This is a genomic window from Streptomyces sp. 2-1, assembly GCF_048564895.1.
GTDB lineage: Bacteria > Actinomycetota > Actinomycetes > Streptomycetales > Streptomycetaceae > Streptomyces > Streptomyces phaeochromogenes.
On sequence record NZ_CP183383.1, the window covers coordinates 5,310,426 to 5,332,161 of the forward strand.

15 protein-coding genes are annotated in these 21,736 nt (G+C 71.2%); 9 read left to right on the plus strand and 6 right to left on the minus strand.

The features are described from left to right. The first annotated feature begins 108 nt into the window (after window positions 1-108). Window positions 109-1,206 carry a hypothetical protein gene (locus tag ACN20J_RS23390; RefSeq protein ID WP_190230511.1) on the plus strand — a complete coding sequence of 366 codons (1,098 nt, stop codon included), beginning with the start codon at window positions 109-111 and terminating at the stop codon, window positions 1,204-1,206. A gap of 138 nt (window positions 1,207-1,344) precedes the next feature. Here ACN20J_RS23390 and ACN20J_RS23395 read toward each other — a convergent pair whose 3' ends face one another. The 4 genes from ACN20J_RS23395 to dnaK form a co-directional block, all read right to left on the minus strand. Further along, a complete protein-coding gene (locus tag ACN20J_RS23395; RefSeq protein WP_055615521.1) occupies window positions 1,345-1,812 on the minus strand; it encodes a heat shock protein transcriptional repressor HspR in 468 nt (155 codons plus the stop codon). 7 nt (window positions 1,813-1,819) lie between these two features. After that, window positions 1,820-3,016, minus strand: a complete 1,197-nt coding sequence (dnaJ, locus tag ACN20J_RS23400; protein WP_055615522.1) for a molecular chaperone DnaJ — start codon at window positions 3,014-3,016, stop codon at window positions 1,820-1,822. Between the two features lie 87 nt (window positions 3,017-3,103). Next, window positions 3,104-3,772, minus strand: a complete 669-nt coding sequence (gene grpE / locus ACN20J_RS23405) for a nucleotide exchange factor GrpE (protein WP_364187502.1) — start codon at window positions 3,770-3,772, stop codon at window positions 3,104-3,106. Beyond that, complete coding sequence (gene dnaK / locus ACN20J_RS23410; RefSeq protein WP_055615524.1) at window positions 3,769-5,634, minus strand: molecular chaperone DnaK; 1,866 nt, start codon at window positions 5,632-5,634, stop codon at window positions 3,769-3,771. Before dnaK ends, grpE begins: the two co-directional genes overlap by 4 nt. A 369-nt stretch (window positions 5,635-6,003) precedes the next feature. Between dnaK and ACN20J_RS23415 the strand changes: the two genes are divergently transcribed. Then, on the plus strand, window positions 6,004-8,295 hold the full coding sequence (locus ACN20J_RS23415) for a heterodisulfide reductase-related iron-sulfur binding cluster (protein WP_419666690.1): 2,292 nt from the start codon (window positions 6,004-6,006) through the stop codon (window positions 8,293-8,295). 74 nt (window positions 8,296-8,369) lie between these two features. On the opposite strand, the gene ACN20J_RS23420 is transcribed toward ACN20J_RS23415, so the two are convergent. Beyond that, the gene (locus ACN20J_RS23420; RefSeq protein ID WP_189844060.1) at window positions 8,370-8,777 is read right to left on the minus strand and encodes an SgcJ/EcaC family oxidoreductase; all 408 of its coding nucleotides are present in this window, start codon (window positions 8,775-8,777) and stop codon (window positions 8,370-8,372) included. A 143-nt stretch (window positions 8,778-8,920) separates the two neighbouring features. Here ACN20J_RS23420 and ACN20J_RS23425 point away from each other — a divergent pair, with 143 nt between their 5' ends. The 4 genes from ACN20J_RS23425 (at window position 8,921) to ACN20J_RS23440 (ending at window position 14,796) form a co-directional block, all read left to right on the plus strand. Beyond that, a complete protein-coding gene (locus tag ACN20J_RS23425) occupies window positions 8,921-9,343 on the plus strand; it encodes a GntR family transcriptional regulator (RefSeq protein ID WP_189844059.1) in 423 nt (140 codons plus the stop codon). Further along, on the plus strand, window positions 9,343-10,323 hold the full coding sequence (locus tag ACN20J_RS23430) for an ABC transporter ATP-binding protein (protein ID WP_419668936.1): 981 nt from the start codon (window positions 9,343-9,345) through the stop codon (window positions 10,321-10,323). Before ACN20J_RS23425 ends, ACN20J_RS23430 begins: the two co-directional genes overlap by 1 nt. Then, window positions 10,320-11,342, plus strand: a complete 1,023-nt coding sequence (locus ACN20J_RS23435; RefSeq protein WP_419666691.1) for an ABC transporter — start codon at window positions 10,320-10,322, stop codon at window positions 11,340-11,342. Before ACN20J_RS23430 ends, ACN20J_RS23435 begins: the two co-directional genes overlap by 4 nt. Window positions 11,343-11,415: 73 nt before the next feature. Beyond that, window positions 11,416-14,796 (plus strand): S8 family peptidase, encoded by a 3,381-nt coding sequence (locus ACN20J_RS23440; protein WP_419666692.1) that lies wholly within the window; start codon window positions 11,416-11,418, stop codon window positions 14,794-14,796. Between the two features lie 11 nt (window positions 14,797-14,807). Here ACN20J_RS23440 and ACN20J_RS23445 read toward each other — a convergent pair whose 3' ends face one another. Then, window positions 14,808-17,819 carry an AAA family ATPase gene (locus ACN20J_RS23445; protein ID WP_419666693.1) on the minus strand — a complete coding sequence of 1,004 codons (3,012 nt, stop codon included), beginning with the start codon at window positions 17,817-17,819 and terminating at the stop codon, window positions 14,808-14,810. Between the two features lie 228 nt (window positions 17,820-18,047). Here ACN20J_RS23445 and ACN20J_RS23450 point away from each other — a divergent pair, with 228 nt between their 5' ends. The 3 genes from ACN20J_RS23450 to ACN20J_RS23460 all read left to right on the plus strand — a co-directional run bounded on the left by ACN20J_RS23450 (window position 18,048) and on the right by ACN20J_RS23460 (window position 21,725). Beyond that, window positions 18,048-18,716: a helix-turn-helix transcriptional regulator gene (locus ACN20J_RS23450; RefSeq protein ID WP_055615532.1), complete on the plus strand. Its 669-nt coding sequence runs from the start codon at window positions 18,048-18,050 to the stop codon at window positions 18,714-18,716. A gap of 268 nt (window positions 18,717-18,984) precedes the next feature. Then, the gene (locus ACN20J_RS23455) at window positions 18,985-19,653 is read left to right on the plus strand and encodes a DUF4255 domain-containing protein (protein WP_189844054.1); all 669 of its coding nucleotides are present in this window, start codon (window positions 18,985-18,987) and stop codon (window positions 19,651-19,653) included. After that, complete coding sequence (locus ACN20J_RS23460; protein WP_419666694.1) at window positions 19,650-21,725, plus strand: ATP-binding protein; 2,076 nt, start codon at window positions 19,650-19,652, stop codon at window positions 21,723-21,725. Before ACN20J_RS23455 ends, ACN20J_RS23460 begins: the two co-directional genes overlap by 4 nt. Window positions 21,726-21,736: the final 11 nt, after the last annotated feature.

Consider the following 21,736-nt stretch of genomic DNA (forward strand, 5'->3'; position numbering starts at 1 on the left):
CCCCCGTGAATCCAACGTTCAGCAGACCCATACAACCAACCCCCGTGTCCGCAGGTCTCGTTCGTCGACGGTTTCCTCCTGCCACCGACGAACAACATCGAGGAACGCATGAACCCACTCAGACGTTCCACTCTCGCCACCCGAGCACTCGGCGGCGCCACCTGGGCATGCGCCGCCGTGGCCCTGTTGCTCGTCCTGGTGCGGGACGACGCGCCGGTGCCGCGTACGGACCTCCTCGTGACGCTCGGGCTCGCGGTCGTCGCCGCGGCGGGGTGGGCGCTCGCATGGCGTACGGCGCCCGTGGTCGAGTCGGCGTCAGGACGGGAGCCGGAAGCGGCGCCCCCTGGTCGACTCCCCCTCCCCAAGCGGGACTTGGGCACGGTCGCCGGGTTTCTCCTGTTCCTCCTGACTCCGTTCTCGATGCTCCAGCTCTCCCTGGGTCCCGGTGACGGAGGCCTGTTCAGCGGGCTCCTGGCGCTCTTCCTCGTCGTCGTGACGGTGAACGCGGCGGCCATGGCCCGCCGGCGGACGAGCCAGGCCCCCACCCTGCGGAAGCTGCGTGTGCTGGCCGAGGACGCGGCACACGGCGAGGTGTACGCGGTCCGGGTAAGGGCCGGGGAACCGGTGAGGCTGCGCTTCAGTGAACGCGGCGACAAACCCGGCACGGTGGACGTCTCGTACTGGCACTGGATCGTGCTGAGGGACGGCACCCACGAGATCCGGCTGTCCGCGCCGCGCGAGGACTTGGCACGGGCGGCCGTACGGCTCGGCGGGCAGGACGGGTGGCTGTGCCTGCCCAAGCGCTGGAAGCTGATCGACGAGGAGCTGCCGGCAGCGTTCGTCGCGGACAGCGGCGAGGCCGTTCCGGGCCTCGTCGCACCGGAGGACGTCCGCACGTACCTCACCCGGGACCTTCACCCGACCGCGGCCGACCGCGCGGCACGCCGGGTGCCGTCGACCGCCAAGTTCCGCGCCCCGGTCCATCTGCCGATGCTCGGCGGCGCCTGCCTGGCCGCCCTGCTCGTCCTGCCCGTGCTGCTCGTCGGCGAGGACGTGCCCGCGCCGCTGGCCTGGCTCCTGTGCCTGCTCGCGACGGCCTCGGCCATGGCAGGCGCCGTGCGCGGGGTCGGCCTCGGCGCGACGCGCGCGATCCTGGGCGATGTCTCCTGGACAGAACAGGACGATACGGATCCGTCCATCGCGTAGGTCGGCGCGGGCGTCCGGACGCCCACCACACCGGCCGAGTGAGCTGAGACCGTCCGACCACGTGAAGGGGCCCGGAGGTTCGGTCGAACCTCCGGGCCCCTTCACATGTGCTGACCTGCGCGCGTCGGTCAGTCGGTGTCAGTCCGACTGCTGTCGCTTCGGGCGCCACACCACCAGTGCGCTCGTCTGCTGGACCTCCTGGTACGGGACCAGGTCGCGGCGGTACGAGGCGTGGACGGCGGCCTCGCGCTGTTGCATGGCCGCCGCCGCGCCGTCCAGGGCCGCTTCCATCTCCGCGACGCGGGACTGGAGCGCGGCGACCTGGTTCTCCAGCTCGATGATGCGCTTGATGCCGGCGAGGTTGATGCCCTCGTCCTGCGACAACTGCTGGACGGTGCGCAGCAGTTCGATGTCACGGGCCGAGTAGCGACGGCCGCGCCCGGCCGTGCGGTCCGGGGAGACCAGGCCGAGGCGGTCGTACTGGCGGAGGGTCTGCGGGTGCAGGCCGGAGAGCTGGGCGGCCACCGAGATGACGTACACCGGTGTTTCTTCCGTCAGCTCATATGCGGAATAAGAACTCTGTCGACGGCGTCCGGTTGCGTCCATGGTGTCCTCATGCTCCCTTCGCGGCCTGGAACAGCTCCGCCCGCGGGTCCTCGTCCGCGGTGGCCTCGCGATACGCCTCGAGCGCGTCACGAGCCTTCCCCGTCACGTCCGTGGGGACACTCACCTCGACGGTGACCAAGAGGTCCCCGCGGGTGCCGTCCTTGCGGACCGCGCCCTTGCCACGGGCGCGCATCGTACGGCCGTTGGGTGTGCCCGGGGGCAGCTTCAGGGTGACCGGAGGCCCCCCGAGCGTGGGCACGCGGACCTCGCCGCCGAGCGCCGCCTCCGTGAAGGTGACGGGGACGGTGACGGTGAGGTTGTCGCCCTTGCGGCCGAAGACCGGGTGCGCGTCGACGTGCACGGTGACGTAGAGGTCGCCCGCGGGTCCGCCGCGCTCGCCCGGGGCGCCCTTGCCGCGGAGCCGGATGCGCTGGCTGTCCGAGACCCCGGCCGGGATACGGACCTGCATGGTGCGGGACGACTTGGCGCGCCCCGAGCCGTTGCAGACCAGGCACGCGTGCTCCGCGATCAGGCCGCGGCCCTTGCAGTCGGGGCACGGGTCGGTCAGCGAGAAGCCGCCGCCCGAGCCGCGCGCCACCTGGCCGGTGCCGACGCAGGTCGGGCACACGCGCGGTGTGCCGTTCTTGTCGCCGGTGCCCGAACAGGCCTTGCAGGGGGACTGCGAGGTCATGCGGAGGGGCACGGTCGCCCCGTCCACGGCCTCGGTGAAGCTGAGCGTGACCTCGGTGTCGATGTCCTGGCCGCGCCGCGGCTGCGTACGCGTGCCGGTGGTGGCGCCGCCGCGGTTGAACAGCCCGCCGAACACGTCACCGATACCGCCGCCGAAGCCGCCGGCGCCGCCCTGGCCGCCCGCTCCGCCCTGACCCGGGCCGCCGCCGAAGAGGTCGCCCAGGTCGAAGTTGAAGTTGCCGCCCCCGGCGCCCGGACCGGGCCGGAACCCGCCGTTGCCGAAGAGGGCGCGCGCCTCGTCGTACTCCTTGCGCTTCTTGGGGTCCCCGAGGATGTCGTTCGCCTCGGAGATCTCCTTGAAGCGGTCCTCGGCCTTCGCGTTCCCCTTGTTGGCGTCCGGGTGGTACTCGCGGGCGAGCTTCCGGTACGCCTTCTTGATCTCGGCCTCGGTGGCGTCCTTGGGGACGCCGAGGACCTTGTAGTAGTCCTTCTCGATGAAGTCCTTGGTGCTCATCCTCGACGCCCCTCCTTCCGCACGTCACTGTCACGTACGCGCTTGGTGTTCATGGTGCATACGGGCGCGCGTACGCCCTGTTCCACGTCAGCCCTCGTCCGGGCCACCGCTCTCCTTGTCGTCGGCCGCCTGCGTCCCGTCCGCCTCGTCGCCCTTGACCGTCTGCGCGCCCGGCTGGGGCTCGGCGACGGCCACCCGCGCGGGGCGGATGGTGCGCTCGCCGAAGCGATACCCCGGCTGCAGAATCGCCACGCACGTCGTCTCGGTGACGTCCGGTGCGTAACTGTGCATCAGGGCCTCGTGGATCGTCGGGTCGAAGGGCTCGCCCTCCTTGCCGAACTGCTGCAGACCCATCTTCGCCGCGACGGTCTCCAGCGACTCGGCCACCGACTTGAAGCCGCCGACCAGTTCGCTGTGGTCCCGCGCGCGGCCGATGTCGTCGAGCACGGGCAGGAGCTCGGTCAGGAGGTTCGCGATGGCGATCTCCTTGACCGCGATCCGGTCGCGCTCGACCCGGCGGCGGTAGTTCTGGTACTCGGCCTGGAGCCGCTGGACGTCCGCCGTGCGCTCGCCGAGCGCCGTGCGTACCTGGTCCAGCTGAGCGGTGAGGCCCGCGATCTGTGCTGCTGCTGCCGCGTCCCCGGCCTGGGCTGCCCCCTCCTCCACGGAGGGGGCAGCCTTCGGCTCGGCGTCTTCAGAGGTGGCGCCGGAGGGGACGTCGGGCTGCTCGTCGAAGCCCGGGGTCTCCTCTGTCACGCGGCACCGTCCTTGCGGTCACGGTCCTCGTCGACGATCTCGGCGTCCACGACGTCGTCGTCGGCGGCCTTGGCGCCCGCACCCTCGTCGGCACCCGGGGCCTCGGCACCGGCGGCACCCTGCGAGGCCTGGGCGTCCGCGTACATCGCCTGGCCGAGCTTCTGGGAGACGGCGGCGACCTTCTCGGTGGCCGTACGGATCTCGGTGGTGTCCTCGCCCTTGAGCGCGGTCTTCAGCTCCTCGATGCTCGTCTCGACCTCGGTCTTGACGTCACCGGGGACCTTGTCCTCGTTGTCCTTGAGGAACTTCTCCGTCTGGTAGACGAGCTGCTCGCCCTGGTTGCGGGACTCGGCGGCCTCGCGGCGACGGTGGTCCTCGTCCGCGTACTGCTCGGCCTCCTGGCGCATCCGGTCGACCTCGTCCTTCGGCAGCGAGGAGCCGCCGGTGACGGTCATCTTCTGCTCCTTGCCCGTGCCCAGGTCCTTCGCGGTCACGTGCATGATGCCGTTGGCGTCGATGTCGAAGGCGACCTCGATCTGCGGGACCCCGCGCGGGGCCGGCGGCAGACCGGTCAGCTCGAACATCCCGAGCTTCTTGTTGTACGCCGCGATCTCGCGCTCGCCCTGGTAGACCTGGATCTGCACGGACGGCTGGTTGTCCTCGGCCGTCGTGAAGATCTCGGACCGCTTGGTCGGGATCGTGGTGTTGCGCTCGATGAGCTTGGTCATGATCCCTCCCTTGGTCTCGATACCGAGGGACAGCGGGGTCACGTCGAGGAGCAGGACGTCCTTGACCTCGCCCTTGAGGACACCGGCCTGGAGGGCGGCGCCGATGGCGACGACCTCGTCCGGGTTCACACCCTTGTTGGCGTCCTGGCCGCCGGTCAGCTCCTTGACGAGCTCGGCCACGGCGGGCATACGGGTGGAGCCACCGACGAGAACGACGTGGTCGATCTCGCTGAGCTGGATGCCGGCGTCCTTGATGACGTTGTGGAACGGCGTCTTGCAGCGCTCCAGCAGGTCGGCCGTCAGCTGCTGGAACTGGGCGCGCGTGAGCTTCTCGTCCAGGTGCAGCGGGCCTTCGGCGGACGCGGTGATGTAGGGCAGGTTGATCGAGGTCTCGGTGGACGAGGACAGCTCGATCTTGGCCTTCTCGGCGGCCTCGCGGAGGCGCTGGAGGGCCATCTTGTCCTTGCCCAGGTCCACGCCGTGGCCCGCGGAGAACTGCTTGACCAGGTAGTCCATGACGCGCTGGTCCCAGTCGTCACCACCGAGGTGGTTGTCGCCGTTCGTGGCCTTCACCTCGACGACGCCGTCACCGATCTCAAGGAGGGACACGTCGAAGGTGCCGCCACCGAGGTCGAAGACGAGGATCGTCTGGTCGTCCTTGTCGAGGCCGTACGCGAGAGCCGCCGCGGTGGGCTCGTTCACGATGCGCAGGACGTTCAGGCCCGCGATCTCGCCGGCCTCCTTCGTCGCCTGACGCTCGGAGTCGTTGAAGTACGCCGGGACGGTGATGACCGCGTCCGCGACCTTCTCGCCCAGGTACGCCTCGGCGTCGCGCTTCAGCTTCTGCAGGATGAAGGCGCTCATCTGCTGCGGGTTGAAGTTCTTACCGTCGAGCTCGATGGACCAGTCCGTGCCCATGTGACGCTTCACCGAGCGGATGGTCCGGTCCACGTTCGTGACCGCCTGGCGCTTGGCGACCTCTCCGACGAGCACCTCACCGTTCTTGGCGAAGGCGACGACGGACGGCGTGGTCCTGGCGCCCTCGGCGTTGGTGATGACGGTGGGCTCACCGCCCTCCAGAACGCTGACGACGGAGTTAGTCGTGCCCAGGTCGATGCCGACCGCACGTGCCATTTCAATTCCTCCAGCAATGACTTGAGTGGAACAGGCTCAAGTGTGCATGACGCTCGCCGCTCGGTCAACAGAGGTGAGTCGTGGGGGCTCAACTCTTATCTTGCCCTTACGCGCAATTAGGCCCTGACCTGCGGGTCGGATGGTAGGTGCGGGCCTGCTGGTGCCGGCCGCGCAGTTCCCCGCGCCCCTAAAGGGGCACGACTCACTCAGGCAAGCCTCAGCGACGCAGATCACCGCACCCCTGACTACAGTGCGGACACAGGAGTGGGTAGTCTCAGAGGACTGCATAAGTTACCGCTTAGTAATCAATCTTCGGGGAACCGGGAGACCCACCCCGAAGAGAACCTCGCAGGCCCGAGGAGTCCCGAAATGCAACTCGCCGCGATCATCGTGTCGCTGGTCCTGACCGTGGTCGGCGTTGCGCTCATCGCCCGAGCCGTCGCGCAGATCTACCGGTTCGTGAAGCTGGGCCAGCCGGTGCCGGCGGGCAGCCGCACCGACAATCCCAAGGCTCGCACGATCACCCTGGTGAAGGAATTCCTGGGTCACACCCGGATGAACCGCTGGGGCATCGTCGGCTTCGCCCACTGGTTCGTCGCGATCGGCTTCCTGACGCTGCCGCCGACCCTCGCGCAGGCCTACGGCCAGCTCTTCGAGGCGGACTGGACGCTGCCCGTCATCGGCGGCTTCCTGCCGTTCGAGATGTACACCGAGTTCATCGGCGTGATGACGATCATCGGCATCGTCGTGCTCATCGCGATCCGGCTGCTGAACCTGCCCTCCCGGGCCGGCCGCAAGTCCCGTTTCGCGGGCTCCAAGGCCTGGCAGGCGTACTTCGTCGAGTACGTCATCCTCACCATCGGCCTCGCCATCTACACGCTGCGCGGGCTTGAGGGCGCGATCCACCACGTCGAGCACTACGAGGCCGCGTACTTCGCCTCGTACCCCCTGGTCCTCGCCTTCAAGGGGCTCTCCCTCGGCGTGCTCCAGAACCTCGTCTACCTCGTCGCGATGATCAAGATCGGCACCTCGCTGATCTGGATGATCACCGTCGCGCTGAACACCAACATGGGTGTCGCCTGGCACCGCTTCCTGGGCTTCCCGAACATCTGGTTCAAGCGGAACGCCGAGGGCGGCACCGCGCTGGGCGCCCTGCTGCCGATGACGTCGGGCGGCGAGCCGATCGACTTCACCGATCCGGGCGACGACGACGTGTTCGGTGTCTCCCAGGTCGAGCAGTTCTCCTGGAAGGGCATCCTCGACTTCTCCACGTGCACCGAGTGCGGGCGCTGCCAGTCGCAGTGCCCCGCCTGGAACACCGGGAAGCCCCTCTCCCCGAAGCTGCTGATCATGTCGCTGCGGGACCACGCCCACGCCAAGGCCCCCTACCTTCTCGCCGGTGGCGGCAAGGACATGGAGGGCAACGAGAAGGCGACCGAGGAGCAGCTCAAGGACGTGCCCGCCGCCGCCCTCGCCGAGGCCGAGCGGCCCCTCATCGGGACGCTCGAAGAGAACGGCGTCATCGACCCCGACGTGCTGTGGTCCTGCACCACCTGCGGCGCCTGTGTCGAGCAGTGCCCCGTCGACATCGAGCACATCGACCACATCGTCGACATGCGCCGCTACCAGGTGATGATCGAGAGCGCGTTCCCGTCCGAGGCGGGCACGATGCTCAAGAACCTGGAGAAGAAGGGCAACCCCTGGGGTCTGGCGAAGAAGCAGCGCCTGGAGTGGACCAAGGAGGTCGACTTCGAGATCCCGGTCGTCGGCAAGGACATCGAGGACCTGTCCGAGGTCGACTACCTGTACTGGGTCGGCTGTGCGGGTGCCCTTGAGGACCGCGCCAAGAAGACCACCAAGGCCTTCGCCGAGCTGCTGCACATCGCGGGCGTCAAGTTCGCGATCATGGGCGGCGACGAGAAGTGCACCGGTGACTCCGCCCGCCGGCTGGGCAACGAGCCCCTCTTCCAGGAGCTCGGCATGGAGAACGTCTCCGCGCTGAACATGGCGTTCGGCGAGGAGATGGACGACGAGGGCAACTTCACCGCCGAGTCGAAGAAGCCCAAGTCCGCGAAGAAGATCGTCGCGACCTGCCCGCACTGCCTCAACACCCTCGGCAACGAGTACCCGCAGCTCGGCGGCGACTACGAGGTCATCCACCACACCCAGCTGCTCCAGCACCTGATCGACGAGGGCAAGCTGATCCCGGTGACCCCGGTCGAGGGCCTCATCACCTACCACGACCCCTGCTACCTGGGCCGTCACAACAAGATCTACACGCCTCCGCGCGAGATCATGTCGGCCGTCCCGGGCCTGCGCCAGCAGGAGATGCACCGCCACAAGGAGCGCGGCTTCTGCTGCGGTGCCGGTGGCGCGCGGATGTGGATGGAGGAGCGGATCGGCAAGCGCATCAACAACGAGCGTGTTGACGAAGCTCTCAGCCTCAACCCCGACATCGTCTCCACCGCCTGCCCGTTCTGCCTCGTCATGCTGACCGACTCGGTCAACGGCAAGAAGAACGACGGCAAGGCGAAGGAGTCCATCACGGTCGTCGACGTGGCCCAGCTGCTGCTCGACTCCGTGAAGACCCCGGTCGACGACGAGCCCCCGGCGGGCGAGTCCGAGTCGGAGAGCGCACCGGAGCCACAGCCCGTGAAGTGACCTGAGCGTCATCCCCGTAACGAAGCACCCCATGTCCTGGTAGCCCCGGGACATGGGGTGTTGTCGTGCCGGGCTCAGGCGATCGGTGTCGTCTGTGCCAGGGCTATGCGCCAGTTGTCGTCCTCGTCGCGGGTCGCTACGTAGGTCATCGCGCCGCGCGCGGGGAAGTCGGACGGGCCCTGTCCCTGTGTGTCCGGGCGTTCGTCGTGGACCGTCTTGGTCAGGCTCACGATGGCCACATCGGGACGTACGAACCTGATGTCGTCGACCTCCAGCGTGGTCCTGACGTCCTTGAGCGGGGAGGCGAGCGCCGCGGTCATGGCCGACTCGAAGGCCTCCCGTCCGAAGACGCGCCGGCCCGCGAGGTTGATGAGCACCAGGTCGGAGGTGTGCAGGGCCGGGAGCACCTCCGGATCGGTCTGGGCCTCCTGGCTGCGTGCGACGAGCTCTCGGATGGCGTGCGTGGCGTTCGTCGTGTCCATACGGGAAACGTAGAACCTCAACTTTGGTTCAGGTCAAGGGCGTTCATGTCGCAGACCTGGGGTCTTTGACAGGTACGCGAACCGTCCTCCATCATCACCATCATCAATCCACTAGTTCATTAGCTAAAGGGTGGTGACGGAAGTTGGAGTTCCGGATCGACAGGCGGAGCGGGGTGGCCGCCTATCAGCAGATCGTCCAGCAGACCAAGCAGGCCCTGCGCCTCGGCGTACTCGTGCCCGGCGACCAGTTGCCCACGGCCAAGGAGGTCGCGGCGACCTCCGCGGTCAACCCGAACACCACGCTCAAGGCCTACCGCGAGCTGGACCGGGAGGGCCTGGTCGAACTGCGGCCGGGTCTTGGCACCTTCGTCCGTCAGTCGCTGGCCCGTCCCCAGGCGGGGGCGGACTCACCGCTGCGGGGTGAGCTGGAGGCGTGGATGGACCGGGCCCACGAAGCGGGTCTGGAGCAGGAGGACGTGACAGCGCTCGTCACGTCGGTCATGGAGGAGCGGTACGCCGCGACCAGGGCGACCGCCGGGCATGGGGGACACGGGGGACACGGATGATGAGCAACGGGGCGGGTCACGGGGGACACGAAGGACACGACAGGCACGAGATATACGGGGGTCTCGCGGGCGAGTCCGCGATAGAGGCCCACTCTGTCGGCAGGAAGTACCGCAGGGGCTGGGCCCTGCGGGACTGCTCCTTCCGGCTGCCGGCCGGGCGGATCTGCGGTCTGGTGGGCCCCAACGGCGCCGGCAAGACCACGCTGATGTCCATCGCCGCCAACCTGCTGGAGCCGACCTCCGGCACGCTGCGGGTGTTCGGCGCGGCACCGGAGTCCGCGGAGGCCGGCCGGCGTACGGCGTTCCTCGCCCAGGAGAAGCCGCTGTTCAAGCGCTTCACCGTCGCCGAGACCCTGCGCCTGGGCCGTGAACTGAACCCCGGCTGGGACCAGCGGGCCGCCGAGAACATCGTCCGCGCGGGCAACGTGCCCTTCGGGGCGAGGATCGGCACCCTCTCCGGCGGCCAGCGCACCCGGGTGGCCTTCGCCGTCGCCTTCGGCAAGCGCCCCGACCTGCTGCTCCTCGACGAGCCGATGTCCGACCTCGACCCGCTGGTGCGCCACGAGTTGATGAGCACCCTGCTGGCCGAGGCCGCCGAGCGCGGCACCACCGTGCTGATGTCCACCCACATGATCGCCGAGCTGGAGAACACCTGCGACTACTTGCTGGTCATCGCCGAAGGAGGGCTGCGGCTCGCCGGAGAGGTCGACGAACTCCGCACCGCCCACGCCGTGTTGACCGGGGTCCACTCCGACGGGCGGACGCCCCCTGAGGTGGCGTACCACACGGTCGTCGAAACCCGCACCAGCGGACGGCAGTTCACCGCGCTGGTCCGCCCCGACGGGCCGGTCAGCGGCGGTCCCTGGCAGGCGAGCACCCCGAACCTGGAGGAACTCCTGCTCGCCTATCTGCGCTCCCCCGAGGCACCGCCCCTGATCAGCCCCAGTTCCTACGTCGCCCCGCAGGCGGTGGCGGCATGAGCACGATGACCAGCACGGGCAGTACCGGCGGCCCGGCCCCGGCCCCCTCCGACCCCGCTCGTACCAAGGCCGGCCGCGGCCCCCGGCTCAGCGGTATGAACTGGCTCGTCTGGCGTCAGCACCGCGCCGCCTACTGGACGCTCCTGGCCGCCACCGCGATCACCGTCGCGGTGATCGCCTACCAGCGCGGGCAGATGGTGACGTACCTCGAAGGCTACGGCTGGCCCGACCTCAAGTCCGGCTGGCAGGAGCGGTTCGACCAGGGGCCGCTCAACATGACCGCCCAACTGCTCGGTTACGCGCCCCTCCTGATCGGTGTCTTCATGGGCGCGCCCCTGCTCGCCGGGGACCTGGAGAGCGGCACCGCCAAGCTGGTCAACACGCAGTCCGCCGGCCGGGTCCGCTGGCTCGCCACCAAGCTCGGGGTGACCGCGCTCGTGGTCACGGTGTGCACCACGGCGGCCTCCGTCGCGTTCACCTGGTGGTGGTCACCGGTCAAGTCGTCGTCGTACGTGATGAGTTGGTCCGACGCTCTCGCCTTCGACAGCAGCGGGCCCGTGCCCGTGGCGCTCACCCTGCTGACCGTCGTCGGTGGCGTGGCGATCGGCATGCTGCTGCGCCGGACCCTGCTGTCCATGGCCGTCACCTTCGGCTTCGCCGTCGCCGTGCAGATGGTCTGGTCGCGCGTGCGGCTGTTCTTCGGGGACGTCGTCACCGTCACGACCGGCAACGGTGTCGGGGACGGGTCCTTCCCGAAGCTGCCCGACAGCGCCAACGTCCTGGACCAGTCCTACCTCACCGCGTCCGGCGACCTCATCGGCTGGGGCAGCTGCAACGAGGCGACGGACAAGGCCGCCGCCGCCTGCCTGGACAAGGCACAGGTCGTCGGCTGGCACATCGAGTACCTCCCGCTCTCCCAGATGTCCGCCATGCAGTGGCTCGGCTCCTCGATCCTGCTGGCGCTGACCGCCGGCATCGCGGCGTTCGTCATCCTCTGGGGCCACAAGCGCCTCTTCTGAGCCGCCGCCCCTTCTCTCCCTCTCCTCACCAGTACGCGGCCGAGCGGCCACAGCGTCGCTCCGCCGCGCCCCGATGCTGCCCCGAGCCGGTGATCACACCGCCATGAACCATGTCGAAAGGCCCGAGTTGAAGTCGCACAAGCACAGGAAACGAACGGTCATGACGGTCCCGTCGGCTGCCGCTCTCGCGGCGGCGCTCGGCGCCGGACTGCTGGTGAGCACGTCCGGCGGCGCCCAGGCCGCCCCCGCCGAAGCCCCCCTCCCCGCCTCCGCCAGGACGGTCACGCTCGTGACCGGCGACAAGGTGGCCCTGGACGCCAAGGGCAAGGTCACCGGTGTGGTGGCCGCCGAGGGCCGCAAGGGGATCGGCTTCCGCGTCCAGCAGGCCGCCGGTCACGCCTATGTCGTGCCGCGCGACGCCGAGCCGCTGATCGCGAACGGCACGGTCGACCGGCGGCTGTTCGACGTGAAGCGGCTGGTCGGCGGGCACTACGACGACGCCCGCCGCTCCGACGTGCCGCTGATCGTCACGTACGACAAGGGCACGTCCCTGTCGGCCGGTACGTTCCGGAGTTCGGGCGCGACCGTCCGCCGGGACCTGCCGAGCATCAACGGCGACGCCGTACGCGCCCGTAAGTCCGAGGGCTCCGCCCTGTGGGAGACGCTCACCAGTGGCACCGGCTCCGCGAAGGTCAGGAAGATCTGGCTGGACGGCAAGGTGAAGGCCACCCTGGACAGGAGTGTGCCGCAGATCGGCGCGCCCGCGGCCCACTCGGCGGGGTACGACGGCAAGGGCGTCAAGGTCGCCGTCCTCGACACCGGCATCGACGCCACGCACCCGGACCTGAAGGACCGTATCGACGCGGCGAAGAACTTCTCCGCCGCCTCGGACACCGTCGACCGCGCGGGCCACGGCACGCATGTGGCCTCGACGATCGCGGGCTCCGGGGCCGCTTCTCCCGCGGGCACCAAGTACGCGGGGGTCGCGCCCGGCGCCCGGCTCCTGGTCGGCAAGGTGCTCGACGACGAGGGCTCGGGCGAGGACTCCGGTGTCATCGCCGGTATGCAGTGGGCCGTCGAGCAGGGCGCCGAGGTCGTCAACATGAGCCTGGGCGGCGAGGACAGGCCCGGTATCGACCCCGTGGAACAGGCCGTCAACGACCTGTCGGCCAGTTCCGGCGCCCTGTTCGTGATAGCCGCCGGCAACGAGGGGCCCAAGGAGGGCACCGTCGGCACGCCCGGCAGCGCCGCCGCCGCGCTCACCGTCGGCGCGGTCGACCGGCAGGACGCCATCGCCGAGTTCTCCAGCCGCGGCCCCACGGCCGACGGCTCCCTCAAGCCCGACCTCACCGCGCCGGGCGTGGACATCGTCGCCGCCAAGGCCGCCGAGGGCTTCATGGGCGACCCCGCCGCCGACGGCTACGTCTCCATGAGCGGTACGTCGATGGCGACCCCGCATGTGGCGGGCGCCGCCGCGATCCTGGCCCAGCAGCACCCGGACTGGACCGGCCCGCGGATCAAGGCCGCACTCACCGCCTCCGCGAAGCCGGCCGCCGCCACCTCCGCGTACACGCAGGGCACCGGCCGGGTGGACGTCGCCGGGGCGATCACCCAGCAGCTCACCAGCAGCCCGGCCTCGCTGGGCTTCGGGACACAGGAGTTCCCCCACACCGACGACCGGCCGGTCACCAAGGACGTCACGTACCGCAACGCGGGTACCGGGCCGCTCACCCTCGACCTGGCCACCGAGGCCTACGGCGACGACGGAAAGCCCGCGGCCGAGGGCCTGTTCACCGTCTCGCCGCGGCAACTCACCGTCCCCGCGGGCGGGGAGGCGACCGCCACCGTGACCGCCGACACCCGTGCGGGAACGGCCGACGGCAGCTTCGGCGGCTCGGTGACCGCCACCACCGCCGACGGCACCACCACCGCGCGCACCTCCCTCGGCGTCGTCCGCGAGGTCGAGTCGTACGACCTGACCATCAAGCACCTCGACCTCGAGGGCAAGGTCCCCGACGACGCGGCGACGGACATCTACGGCCTGGACAACGACATCTGGACGGAAGTCTCCGACAAGAGGGACGGCGAGGTCACCATCCGTCTGCCTAAGGGCCGTTACGCCCTCCAAGGAATGTTCTTCACCGGCGACGGACGGTCCGTGCTGCTGCACCCGAAGTTCGCGCTGACCAAGGACACGACCCTGGTCATGGACGCCCGGAAGACGAAGCCCGTCAAGGTCACCGTGCCGGACGGCGCGGCCAGGCCCGCGGGCGCGATGTTCTTCTTCCACGTCGACGTCAACAACAAGCGGTACACGTCTCTGTACGACGCCCCCTCCTTCGGCAGCATGCGCGTCGGACAGCTCGGCGCCCCGGTGCCGGCCGCCGAGGCGTCCGCGATGTACCACGGCATCTGGACCCACAAGGCCGTCAACTACCGGCTGGCCTGGAACCGTACGGGCGACCTGTCCGGCTTCACCAAGAACGTCAGGCGCTCGCAGCTCACCAAGGTCAAGGTCGTCGCCGGGGCGCCGGTGAAGGGCAAGACGGCGACCGTCTGGGCGGCGCCGCTGATGCCCGGCGGCTACTTCAACCTCTTCCAGACGCCGGGCCGTCTGCCGCTGACCGGCACCGACTACGTACTGCCCAACGGGATCAAGTGGTTCTACCAGGTCAGCCAGTACGGCGCCCCCGACGAGGAGGGCGAGCCGACGTGGGAGAACACCCAGGTCGGCGCGCCCAGGGCGTACGCGGCGGGCAGGGACTACACGCAGCGTTTCAACATCGGCGTCTTCGGCCCGTCCCTCCCCTCGGGTGCTCTCGCGCACGGCTTCGACCGGCCGGGCGCGGTCCGCTCCGGCGACACCTTCTCGGCGTACCTGCCGCTGTTCTCCGACAGCGGCGGCAACGTGGGCAACTCCGCCTACACGAAGGCCAGGAGCTCGCTCCACGCCGACGGCGAGGAGATCTTCGCGGTGGACGAGCCGCTGGACGGCGAGTCCCACACGGTCCCCGCCGGCCGGCGCAGCTACCAGCTCGACGTGGACGTCTCCCGCTCCCCGGCGCAGTCCGCCGTCAGCACCCGGGTCGCCGCGACCTGGACCTTCGCCTCGGCGCACGTCGCCGGTGAGGCGCCCGAGCGGCTGCCGCTGACGGTCGTCCGCTTCACTCCGAAGCTGACGACGGCCAGTACCGCCAAGGCCAGGACGACCCTCACCGTGCCCTTCGCCCTCCAGGGCGCGGCCACCGAGGTCGGCTCGCTGCGCAAGCTCGCCTTCGCCGTCTCCTACGACAACGGCGAGACCTGGAAGAAGGCCCAGGCAGTGGACGGCAAGGTCCTCAAGCTGCGCAGCCCGGCCAAGCCCGGCGCGGTCTCACTGCGGGCCACGCTCACCGACGCCGACGGCAACACCCTGAAGCAGACGGTCTACGGGGCCTACCGCACGACCAAGTAGGCCCGCGCGCCCTACGCCTGAGTGCCTCGCCGGTGCCGGTCCCGGTCCCGATCAGGGCCGGGGCCGGGGCCGGTCGGGCCGGAGCGGGACCCGGCGTCCGTGAGCGCGGCGCCGAGTTCCGCCCTGCGGCGGATGCCCAACTTGCGGTAGGCACTGGTCAGATGGGTCTCGACGGTACGCCGGGCCAGGTGCAGCAGCTCCGCTATCTCCATGTTCGTACGGCTCTGCGCGGCGAGTTCCGCGATCCGGCGCTCGCTGGCGGTGAGCGACCCGGACCCCGTCCGTGCCGTCGCCGCGCGGCGGGCGCCGCCCTCGCGCAGGGCCGCTTCCGCGGAAGCCCGCATCCGGACCGCACCGAGGCGTTCGGCGCGTTCGGCCGCCTCCCGGAGCGCCTCGCGGGCCCGTGCCCGGTCCCCGACGGCGGTGAGCCCGCGCCCCTGGGCGATCAGCGCGGGTATCAGCTCCGTTTCGACCGGCTCGCCGCCCGGGGCCGCGCTGCCGTCACCGTCGGCGGTCGCCTCCGGGGCCGCCTCGGGCGTCACATCAGGTGTTCCGGCCGACACCCCGCCGGCCCCCTCCCGCAGGACCCGTACCGCCCGGTCCGTCAGATCGAGGCCGCGGCGGCCGCCGGTCGCCGTGCCCAGGACGCGCAGGGCCCGGCCCAGCACGCGGGGCGTGTTCCACACCGTGGCGAGGCGGAGTTCCTCCTCGGCCAGGGCGAGGGCCTGGCGGGGTCGGCCGAGCGCGAGGTGGCACTCCGCCGACGCGGTCCGCCAGGGGGTGACGACCGGGCTCACCACGTCCCGTGCCGACTGGTGACGCCCGCACTCCAGGAAGTCGCCGAGCGCGCCCGCCGGATCGCCGGTGGCCGCGCGCAGGACGCCGCGCGCGTACAGGAAGCGGTTCAACTCCCATGAGTCGTACGGGTTCTGGAGGTCGAAGCCGTCCGCGAGAGCTGTGGCCTCCTCCGTGCGGCCCGTCTCGACGAGCGCGATCAGCGCGTGGGCCTGCGCGTTGGCGGGATCCAGCCGGCCCACGACGGGACTCAACACCACTGGATCGTCGAGCAGTTCGGCGTACGCGCCACGGGCGGCGGCGATGTCGACCCGTACGTTCAGCAGCGCCAGGTGCATCGGGTGCAGCAGGGACGTGCGCTGCCCGGCCAGGCCTCGCCGTACGAGCCGTTCGGCCTCGTCGAGCTGGTCGGCCCACTGGGCGACCGCGGCGGCCGTGCCCAGCAGGAACCCCTCCGCGAGCGGGTCGGCCGGCTGCGCCAGCAGGGCGCGGATCCGGCGCATCGCCGACGCCGCCGAGGTCAGGCCGGCCGTCGACTCGTACCGTACGAGCAGCGCCTGCCCTGCCGTGCCGACGAGTTGGGGCGAGCGTTCGGCGGTCTCACGCAGCCAGCGGTACACCTCCCGCCGGGTCCCCGGATCGTGGTCGGACAGCAGCGCCGAGGCGGTCTGCACCGTGCGGACAAGGTCCGGATGGCCCGTCAGATGCTCGTTCTCCAGACCGCGCAGCACGTCGATCGCGACGCGCGCCTCGCCCTGCCGGGCCAGCGCCGTGCCCAGCGCGACCGCCGCGCGCACCCGGTCGCGCGGCAGACCCGGCAGTCGCATCGCCTCGGCGAGCCGCGGTATCCCGGCCGTCGACCGTACGGTGGCGTACTCCAGCGAGCCGAGCTCGGTGAGGACCACGCTCCGGCGGGCGTCCGGCATCGGCTCGTCCAGGGCGCGGCGCAGGAACGCCAGGGCGTCGTCGCTGCGGTCGTCCCGGACGGCCAGGTCAGCGGCGTCCAGCAGGACACCCGTCGCCCATGCCTCGCCGACCGGGGCGGACCGCAGCAACTGCCCGGCCACCGCCTCGGCGCGGTCGCCGCGGCGCAGCATCGCCTCGGCCGCCCGGTGGTGCGCCGCCTGCCGCAGGGCACCCGACCAGCTGCTCAGCACCGCGTCCCGCAGCAGCGGATGGGCATAGCGGGGCCGTCCGCCGGGGCCGGGGCGCAGCAGCCCGAGGCCGGTCATCGCGGTGAGCCAGCCCGGTACGCGGGCGGGGTCGGCGCCCGCCGTCCTGGCGAGCAGCTCGGCGTCGGCGTCCCCGTGTCCGCCCCCGCCGCTCGCGCTGTCCCCGTCCTTCTCGCCGGCTTTCTCGTCGGCCTTCTCGTCGGCCTTCTCGTCGTCGTCCAGGGCGGCGAGCGCGCGGGCGACCTCCGTGGTCGTGGGCCCGGCGCTGTCCAGCCACCAGGACACGGCGGCCGCGTACGAACCGGGGTAGAGCGCCGCGCAGTTGTCGGGCAGGGCCGCCGGGGCGTCCTCCGCGGCGGTGCCCCCGAGGTCGTCCAGCAGGGCACGCAGCAGCAGCGGGCTGCCCGCGCCCGCCCGTACGCAGTCGTCCACCAACTCGGCCGGGACGGGACGGCCGAGGGCCGAACGGACCAGCTCCTCGGCGGAGCCGGCGCTCAGCGGGGCCAGCGTGCGGGTGCGGACGAGGGCGGGGGAGAGCGCGTGCACCAGCCCGTCGGCCGGGGGATCGATGTCGTACTGGCTGCGTTCGGTCACCACCATCAGTACGGGTAATCGGTCGATCCGCCGCACCGCCTCGACCAGCCAGCGGCGCGAGGACTCGTCGGCGAGGTGCACGTCGTCCACGGCCACGAGGAGCGGCACGTCATCCGCGTACGAACGCAGCAGACGCCACAGCCGCGCGGGCCTGCCCCGGTGGGACGGGGTGCCGGGCGGGTCCGGCTCCTCCCCCGCGGCCGAGTCGAACCCCGGTCCGTGTGCGAGGAGTTGGAAGACGGCGCCGAACGGCACGGAGGTGTGGTCCGGCGAGCAGCGGGCCCGCAGTACGCGCATGCCGGCCGCCTCCGCCTGCTCGGCGACGGCCTCCAGCAGCGCGGTACGGCCGGTGCCGGTGGCGCCGCGCAGCAGGACGAGACGGCCGGCTCCGGCCCGGGCCCGCTCGGCCTCGGCGGCCACCAGCTCCAGTTCCTCCCGGCGTTCGCGCAGCGCTACGGACATGCCTGCCTCCCTCGTGGCCGTGGTTCGTTCCGCTCTGTGTGACGGCCCGGAGCGGGACCCTCGTTGCGTGACAAGACCCACGAGCCGAGAAAGCGGTGCCGCCGATCTCGTGGTGCGTCTCGTGGTGCTCCACGATTGCGCCGGCCACACGCGTCACAGAAGTGTGGTGTGCGCACGCCTGTCACGGACCTCACAGTGGTGACGGGCCCGCGGACATAGGGGAAACGGTTGCGCAGCTCATACGGGACCTCGGCTCCCGGCACGGACGGATCCGAGCCCCGGATACCGGTGTCGGTGCACGCGTGGGACCCGATCTCCCGGGAGGGAGTGCTCGGGCAGCTTCGGCAGCACCCGGTGATCGACCTCCGCGAGGAGACCGAGACCGGGCCGGACACCATCGCCCTGCTGGTCAACGACACGCTGGACGAGGCCACCCTCTCCCGGCTGCGCAGACTCGTGCGCAGCGAGGGCGCCCGTGCCGTCCTCGTGGTGAGCGCGATCCGCGAGAGCGAACTCCTCGACGCCATCGACTCCGGCGCCGGGGCCATCGTGTGGCGCCACGAGGCCACCGCGCACCGGCTCGTGCAGGCCGTCCTCGCGGCCTCCCGCGGCGACGGCGATCTGCCCGCCGATCTGCTCGGCCGGCTGATCAGCCAGGTGAGGTCGCTGCACCGCACCGCGACCGGCCATCCCGGCGCTCCCCCTTCGGGGCTCGCACCGCGCGAGGTGGACGTACTGAGGCTGGTCGCCGAGGGGCTCGACACCGGGGAGATCGCCAGCAAGCTGTCCTACTCCGAACGGACCGTCAAGAACGTGATGCATGGGCTCACCACCCGGCTGCATCTGCGCAACCGGGCGCATGCCGTGGCCCATGCCCTTCGGGAAGGCTACATCTGACCGAACGGGCAATCGGATGTGGACAATTGGGCAAACCTGTCTGCCCGGTGACCGTCCCCGGCGTGCCTGCGGAGCCGAAGGCTCCGCGGGGCACCATCGGTAGGGCACGATCGTCACGACGGCGGTACCCGTAGCGGCAGGGGCAGCGGCAGCGGCAGGAGCAGCGGTGTCGGCACGGGCCGGTCCGGCTTCCGGCTTCCGGCTTCCGGCTTCCGGCTTCCGGCGGCGACACTGCACAGGCAAGGCACGGCAGGGCAGGAGCACGACGGTGATCCACGAGGTGGACGAGGTCCTCAAGCGGCTGCTCGGGGGCGGCGCGCTCGCCGGTTCCGGCATCGAGATCGCCTTCGAGGCGCCGACCCGCGACTGGGCGGCCCGGCGCAACGCGCCCGCCGTCAACGCCTACTTGTACGACATCCGGGAGGACGTCTCCCGGCGCCAGCGCGGCCAGGTCTCCGTCCGTGACGAACGCGACGTGATCGTGCGCCGCCGCCAGCCGCCCCGCTGGTTCCGGCTGTCGTACCTGGTCACCGCCTGGACCAAGCAGCCCCAGGACGAACACCGGCTGCTCTCCGCGGTACTGACCACGATGCTGCCGCACGAACTCCTGTCCGCCGACGAACTCCCGGGCGCACTCGGCGCGTTGGGCCTGTCCGTCCCGCTCACGGTGGCGGGGCTGCACACCGAGTCCCGGTCCCTCGCCGAGATCTGGTCGGCCCTAGGCGGCGAACTCAAGCCGTCCCTCGACCTCGTGGTCACAGCGCCCTTCCCGGCCTTCCCCGAGTACGACGTCGGCCCCCCGGTCACGGAGGGCGTGGTCCGCGTCCGCGGCATGGACGGCACGCTGGACGGCTCGCAGGAGCGCACCCACCGCCAACGGCAGCCGGCACCCGTGCAGGACACGCCCGCGCAGGACACCGGAGAGCCGCAGCGGTGACCACGTACGCCTCCGCCGCCTCTCCCACGTCCGGCGCGCTTCTTGTCCGCCTCGCCCGACTGCGCGACCGGGTCGCCGAGTTGGTCGCGAGCCGCAGTGCCGTCGACCCCACGGCGGACGATCCGCTGCGGGGGCTGTACATCTCCGACGAGGCCGTACGGCATCTGCTGGCGCCCACGGCGGTGTCGTACGCCGACGTGTTCGAGAACGCGGCCGGCTCCGAGGACGGGTCCGGCCCCGGAAGCCCCGAGTCCGCCGCCCCGGACACCCGGCTGGAGCGGCTCGCGGTGCGGCTCGGGCTGACCGAGCTGGACACCCGGATCCTGCTCATCGCCCTCGCGCCGGACCTGGACCGCTCCTTCGAGCCGCTGTACGGGTACCTCAACGACGACGTCAGCAGGCGCCGGGCTACCGCCGGACTGGCGCTCGACCTGTGCGGGCTGCCCGCGCACCTCGCCGAGGCGCGGGCCCGGTTCCACCCCTCGGCGCCGCTGACCGCGCTCGGGCTGCTGACCGTCGAGGAACCCGAACGCCCCTTCCTCAGCCGCGCGTTGAACGTACCGGACCGGCTCGTCGCCCATCTGCTCGGCGACGACACCCCGGACGCCGCGCTCGCCGGCAGCGTCCACCCGCTCGACTCACCCTCGTCAGTGCCTCTGCCCCCGCCCTCGGCCTCGCACGACGAGTTCACCACCAGGCTGGCCGCCCGGCTGGCCGTCGGCCCCCGCACCGTCTATCTCCGCGAGCACCGCGAGGGCGACGGGCTCGTGTCCGCCGTGGCCGCTCTGCGCGCGGCGGGTGTCGGGGCGCTGCACTTCACGCCCGCGGCAGCCGGGGAGCCGGTCCCCGAGCTCCTCTCCGATGTCCTCCCCCGGGTGCTGCGCGAAGCCCGGCTGCGCGACCGGGCGATCGTCGTGTCACCGCTGCCGGAGAAGCCGGGCCCGCTGCTGCGGGCGATGACGGAGGCCGGCGTACCCGTGGTGCTCGTCGGGCACCGGCCGTACGACCCCCAGTGGTGCGACCGCGACCCGCTGGTGCTCGACGCGCCCCGGCCGCACGCGGGTGCCGTGGACGCCTGGGCGGCCGCGCTCGGCGCCGGGGCGGACGGTCCGGGTTTCGACCTGGCCGCCACCGTCGCCCCGTACCGGCTCGGCGGGGACCGTATCGAGCGGGCGGCCCGCGCGGCCCTGGACCTCGCGATATTCGACGGCACCGCGGTGACCGCCGCCCATCTGCGGCTGGCCGCGCGGCAGCAGTCCGCGTCCGGGCTCGAGCGGCATGCCCGCAGGATCCGGCCGGACGTCGGCTGGAACGACCTGGTCCTGCCGGACAGGCCCCTGGCCCAGCTGCACGAACTCGCCCTGCGCGCCCGCCACCGCGACCAGGTCCTCGGCGACTGGCGGCTCAGCGCCGGAGGCGGCCGGGGCCACGGTGTCCTCGGGCTCTTCGCGGGCGAGTCGGGCACCGGCAAGACGCTGTCCGCCGAGGTCGTGGCCGCCGAACTCGGCCTGGACCTCTATGTCGTCCAGCTCTCCTCGATCGTCGACAAGTACGTGGGCGAGACCGAGAAGAACCTCGAACGGATCTTCACCGAGGCCGACCGCACGGACGCCGTGCTGCTCTTCGACGAGGCGGACGCCGTGTTCGGCAAGCGCTCGGAGGTCAAGGACTCCCACGACAAGCACGCCAACATGGAGAGCGCGTACCTGCTCCAGCGCCTGGAGTCCTTCGACGGCATCGCCCTGCTCACCACCAACCTGCGGGCCAACATCGACGAGGCGTTCACCCGGCGGCTCGACCTGGTGGTCGACTTCCCGTTCCCGGACGCCGAGCAGCGCCGGGCCCTGTGGCGGCACAGCCTCGCCCACGTCCCGTGCGTCGAGGACATCGAACCGGCGGCGGTCGCCCGCGACTTCGAGATGGCCGGCGGCTCGATCCGCAGCGCGGTCGTCACGGCCGCCTACACCGCGGCGGGGCGCGGCGGGCCGGTCACGACGGACGACCTGCTGGAGGGCGCCCGGCGCGAGTACCGCAAGGCGGGCCGGCTGGTGCCGGGAGAGGGCGGCTGGTAGTCGCCGGCGTC

Bases quoted from the DNA above. Each gene is read 5' to 3' on its own strand.
- ACN20J_RS23390 (WP_190230511.1), top strand. From the start codon at position 109: ATGAACCCACTCAGACGTTCCACTCTCGCCACCCGAGCACTCGGCGGC.
- ACN20J_RS23395 (WP_055615521.1), bottom strand. From the start codon at position 1,812: ATGGACGCAACCGGACGCCGTCGACAGAGTTCTTATTCCGCATATGAG.
- dnaJ (WP_055615522.1), bottom strand. From the start codon at position 3,016: ATGAGCACCAAGGACTTCATCGAGAAGGACTACTACAAGGTCCTCGGC.
- dnaK (WP_055615524.1), bottom strand. From the start codon at position 5,634: ATGGCACGTGCGGTCGGCATCGACCTGGGCACGACTAACTCCGTCGTC.
- ACN20J_RS23415 (WP_419666690.1), top strand. From the start codon at position 6,004: ATGCAACTCGCCGCGATCATCGTGTCGCTGGTCCTGACCGTGGTCGGC.
- ACN20J_RS23420 (WP_189844060.1), bottom strand. From the start codon at position 8,777: ATGGACACGACGAACGCCACGCACGCCATCCGAGAGCTCGTCGCACGC.
- ACN20J_RS23430 (WP_419668936.1), top strand. From the start codon at position 9,343: ATGAGCAACGGGGCGGGTCACGGGGGACACGAAGGACACGACAGGCAC.
- ACN20J_RS23435 (WP_419666691.1), top strand. From the start codon at position 10,320: ATGAGCACGATGACCAGCACGGGCAGTACCGGCGGCCCGGCCCCGGCC.
- ACN20J_RS23440 (WP_419666692.1), top strand. From the start codon at position 11,416: ATGCTGCCCCGAGCCGGTGATCACACCGCCATGAACCATGTCGAAAGG.
- ACN20J_RS23445 (WP_419666693.1), bottom strand. From the start codon at position 17,819: ATGTCCGTAGCGCTGCGCGAACGCCGGGAGGAACTGGAGCTGGTGGCC.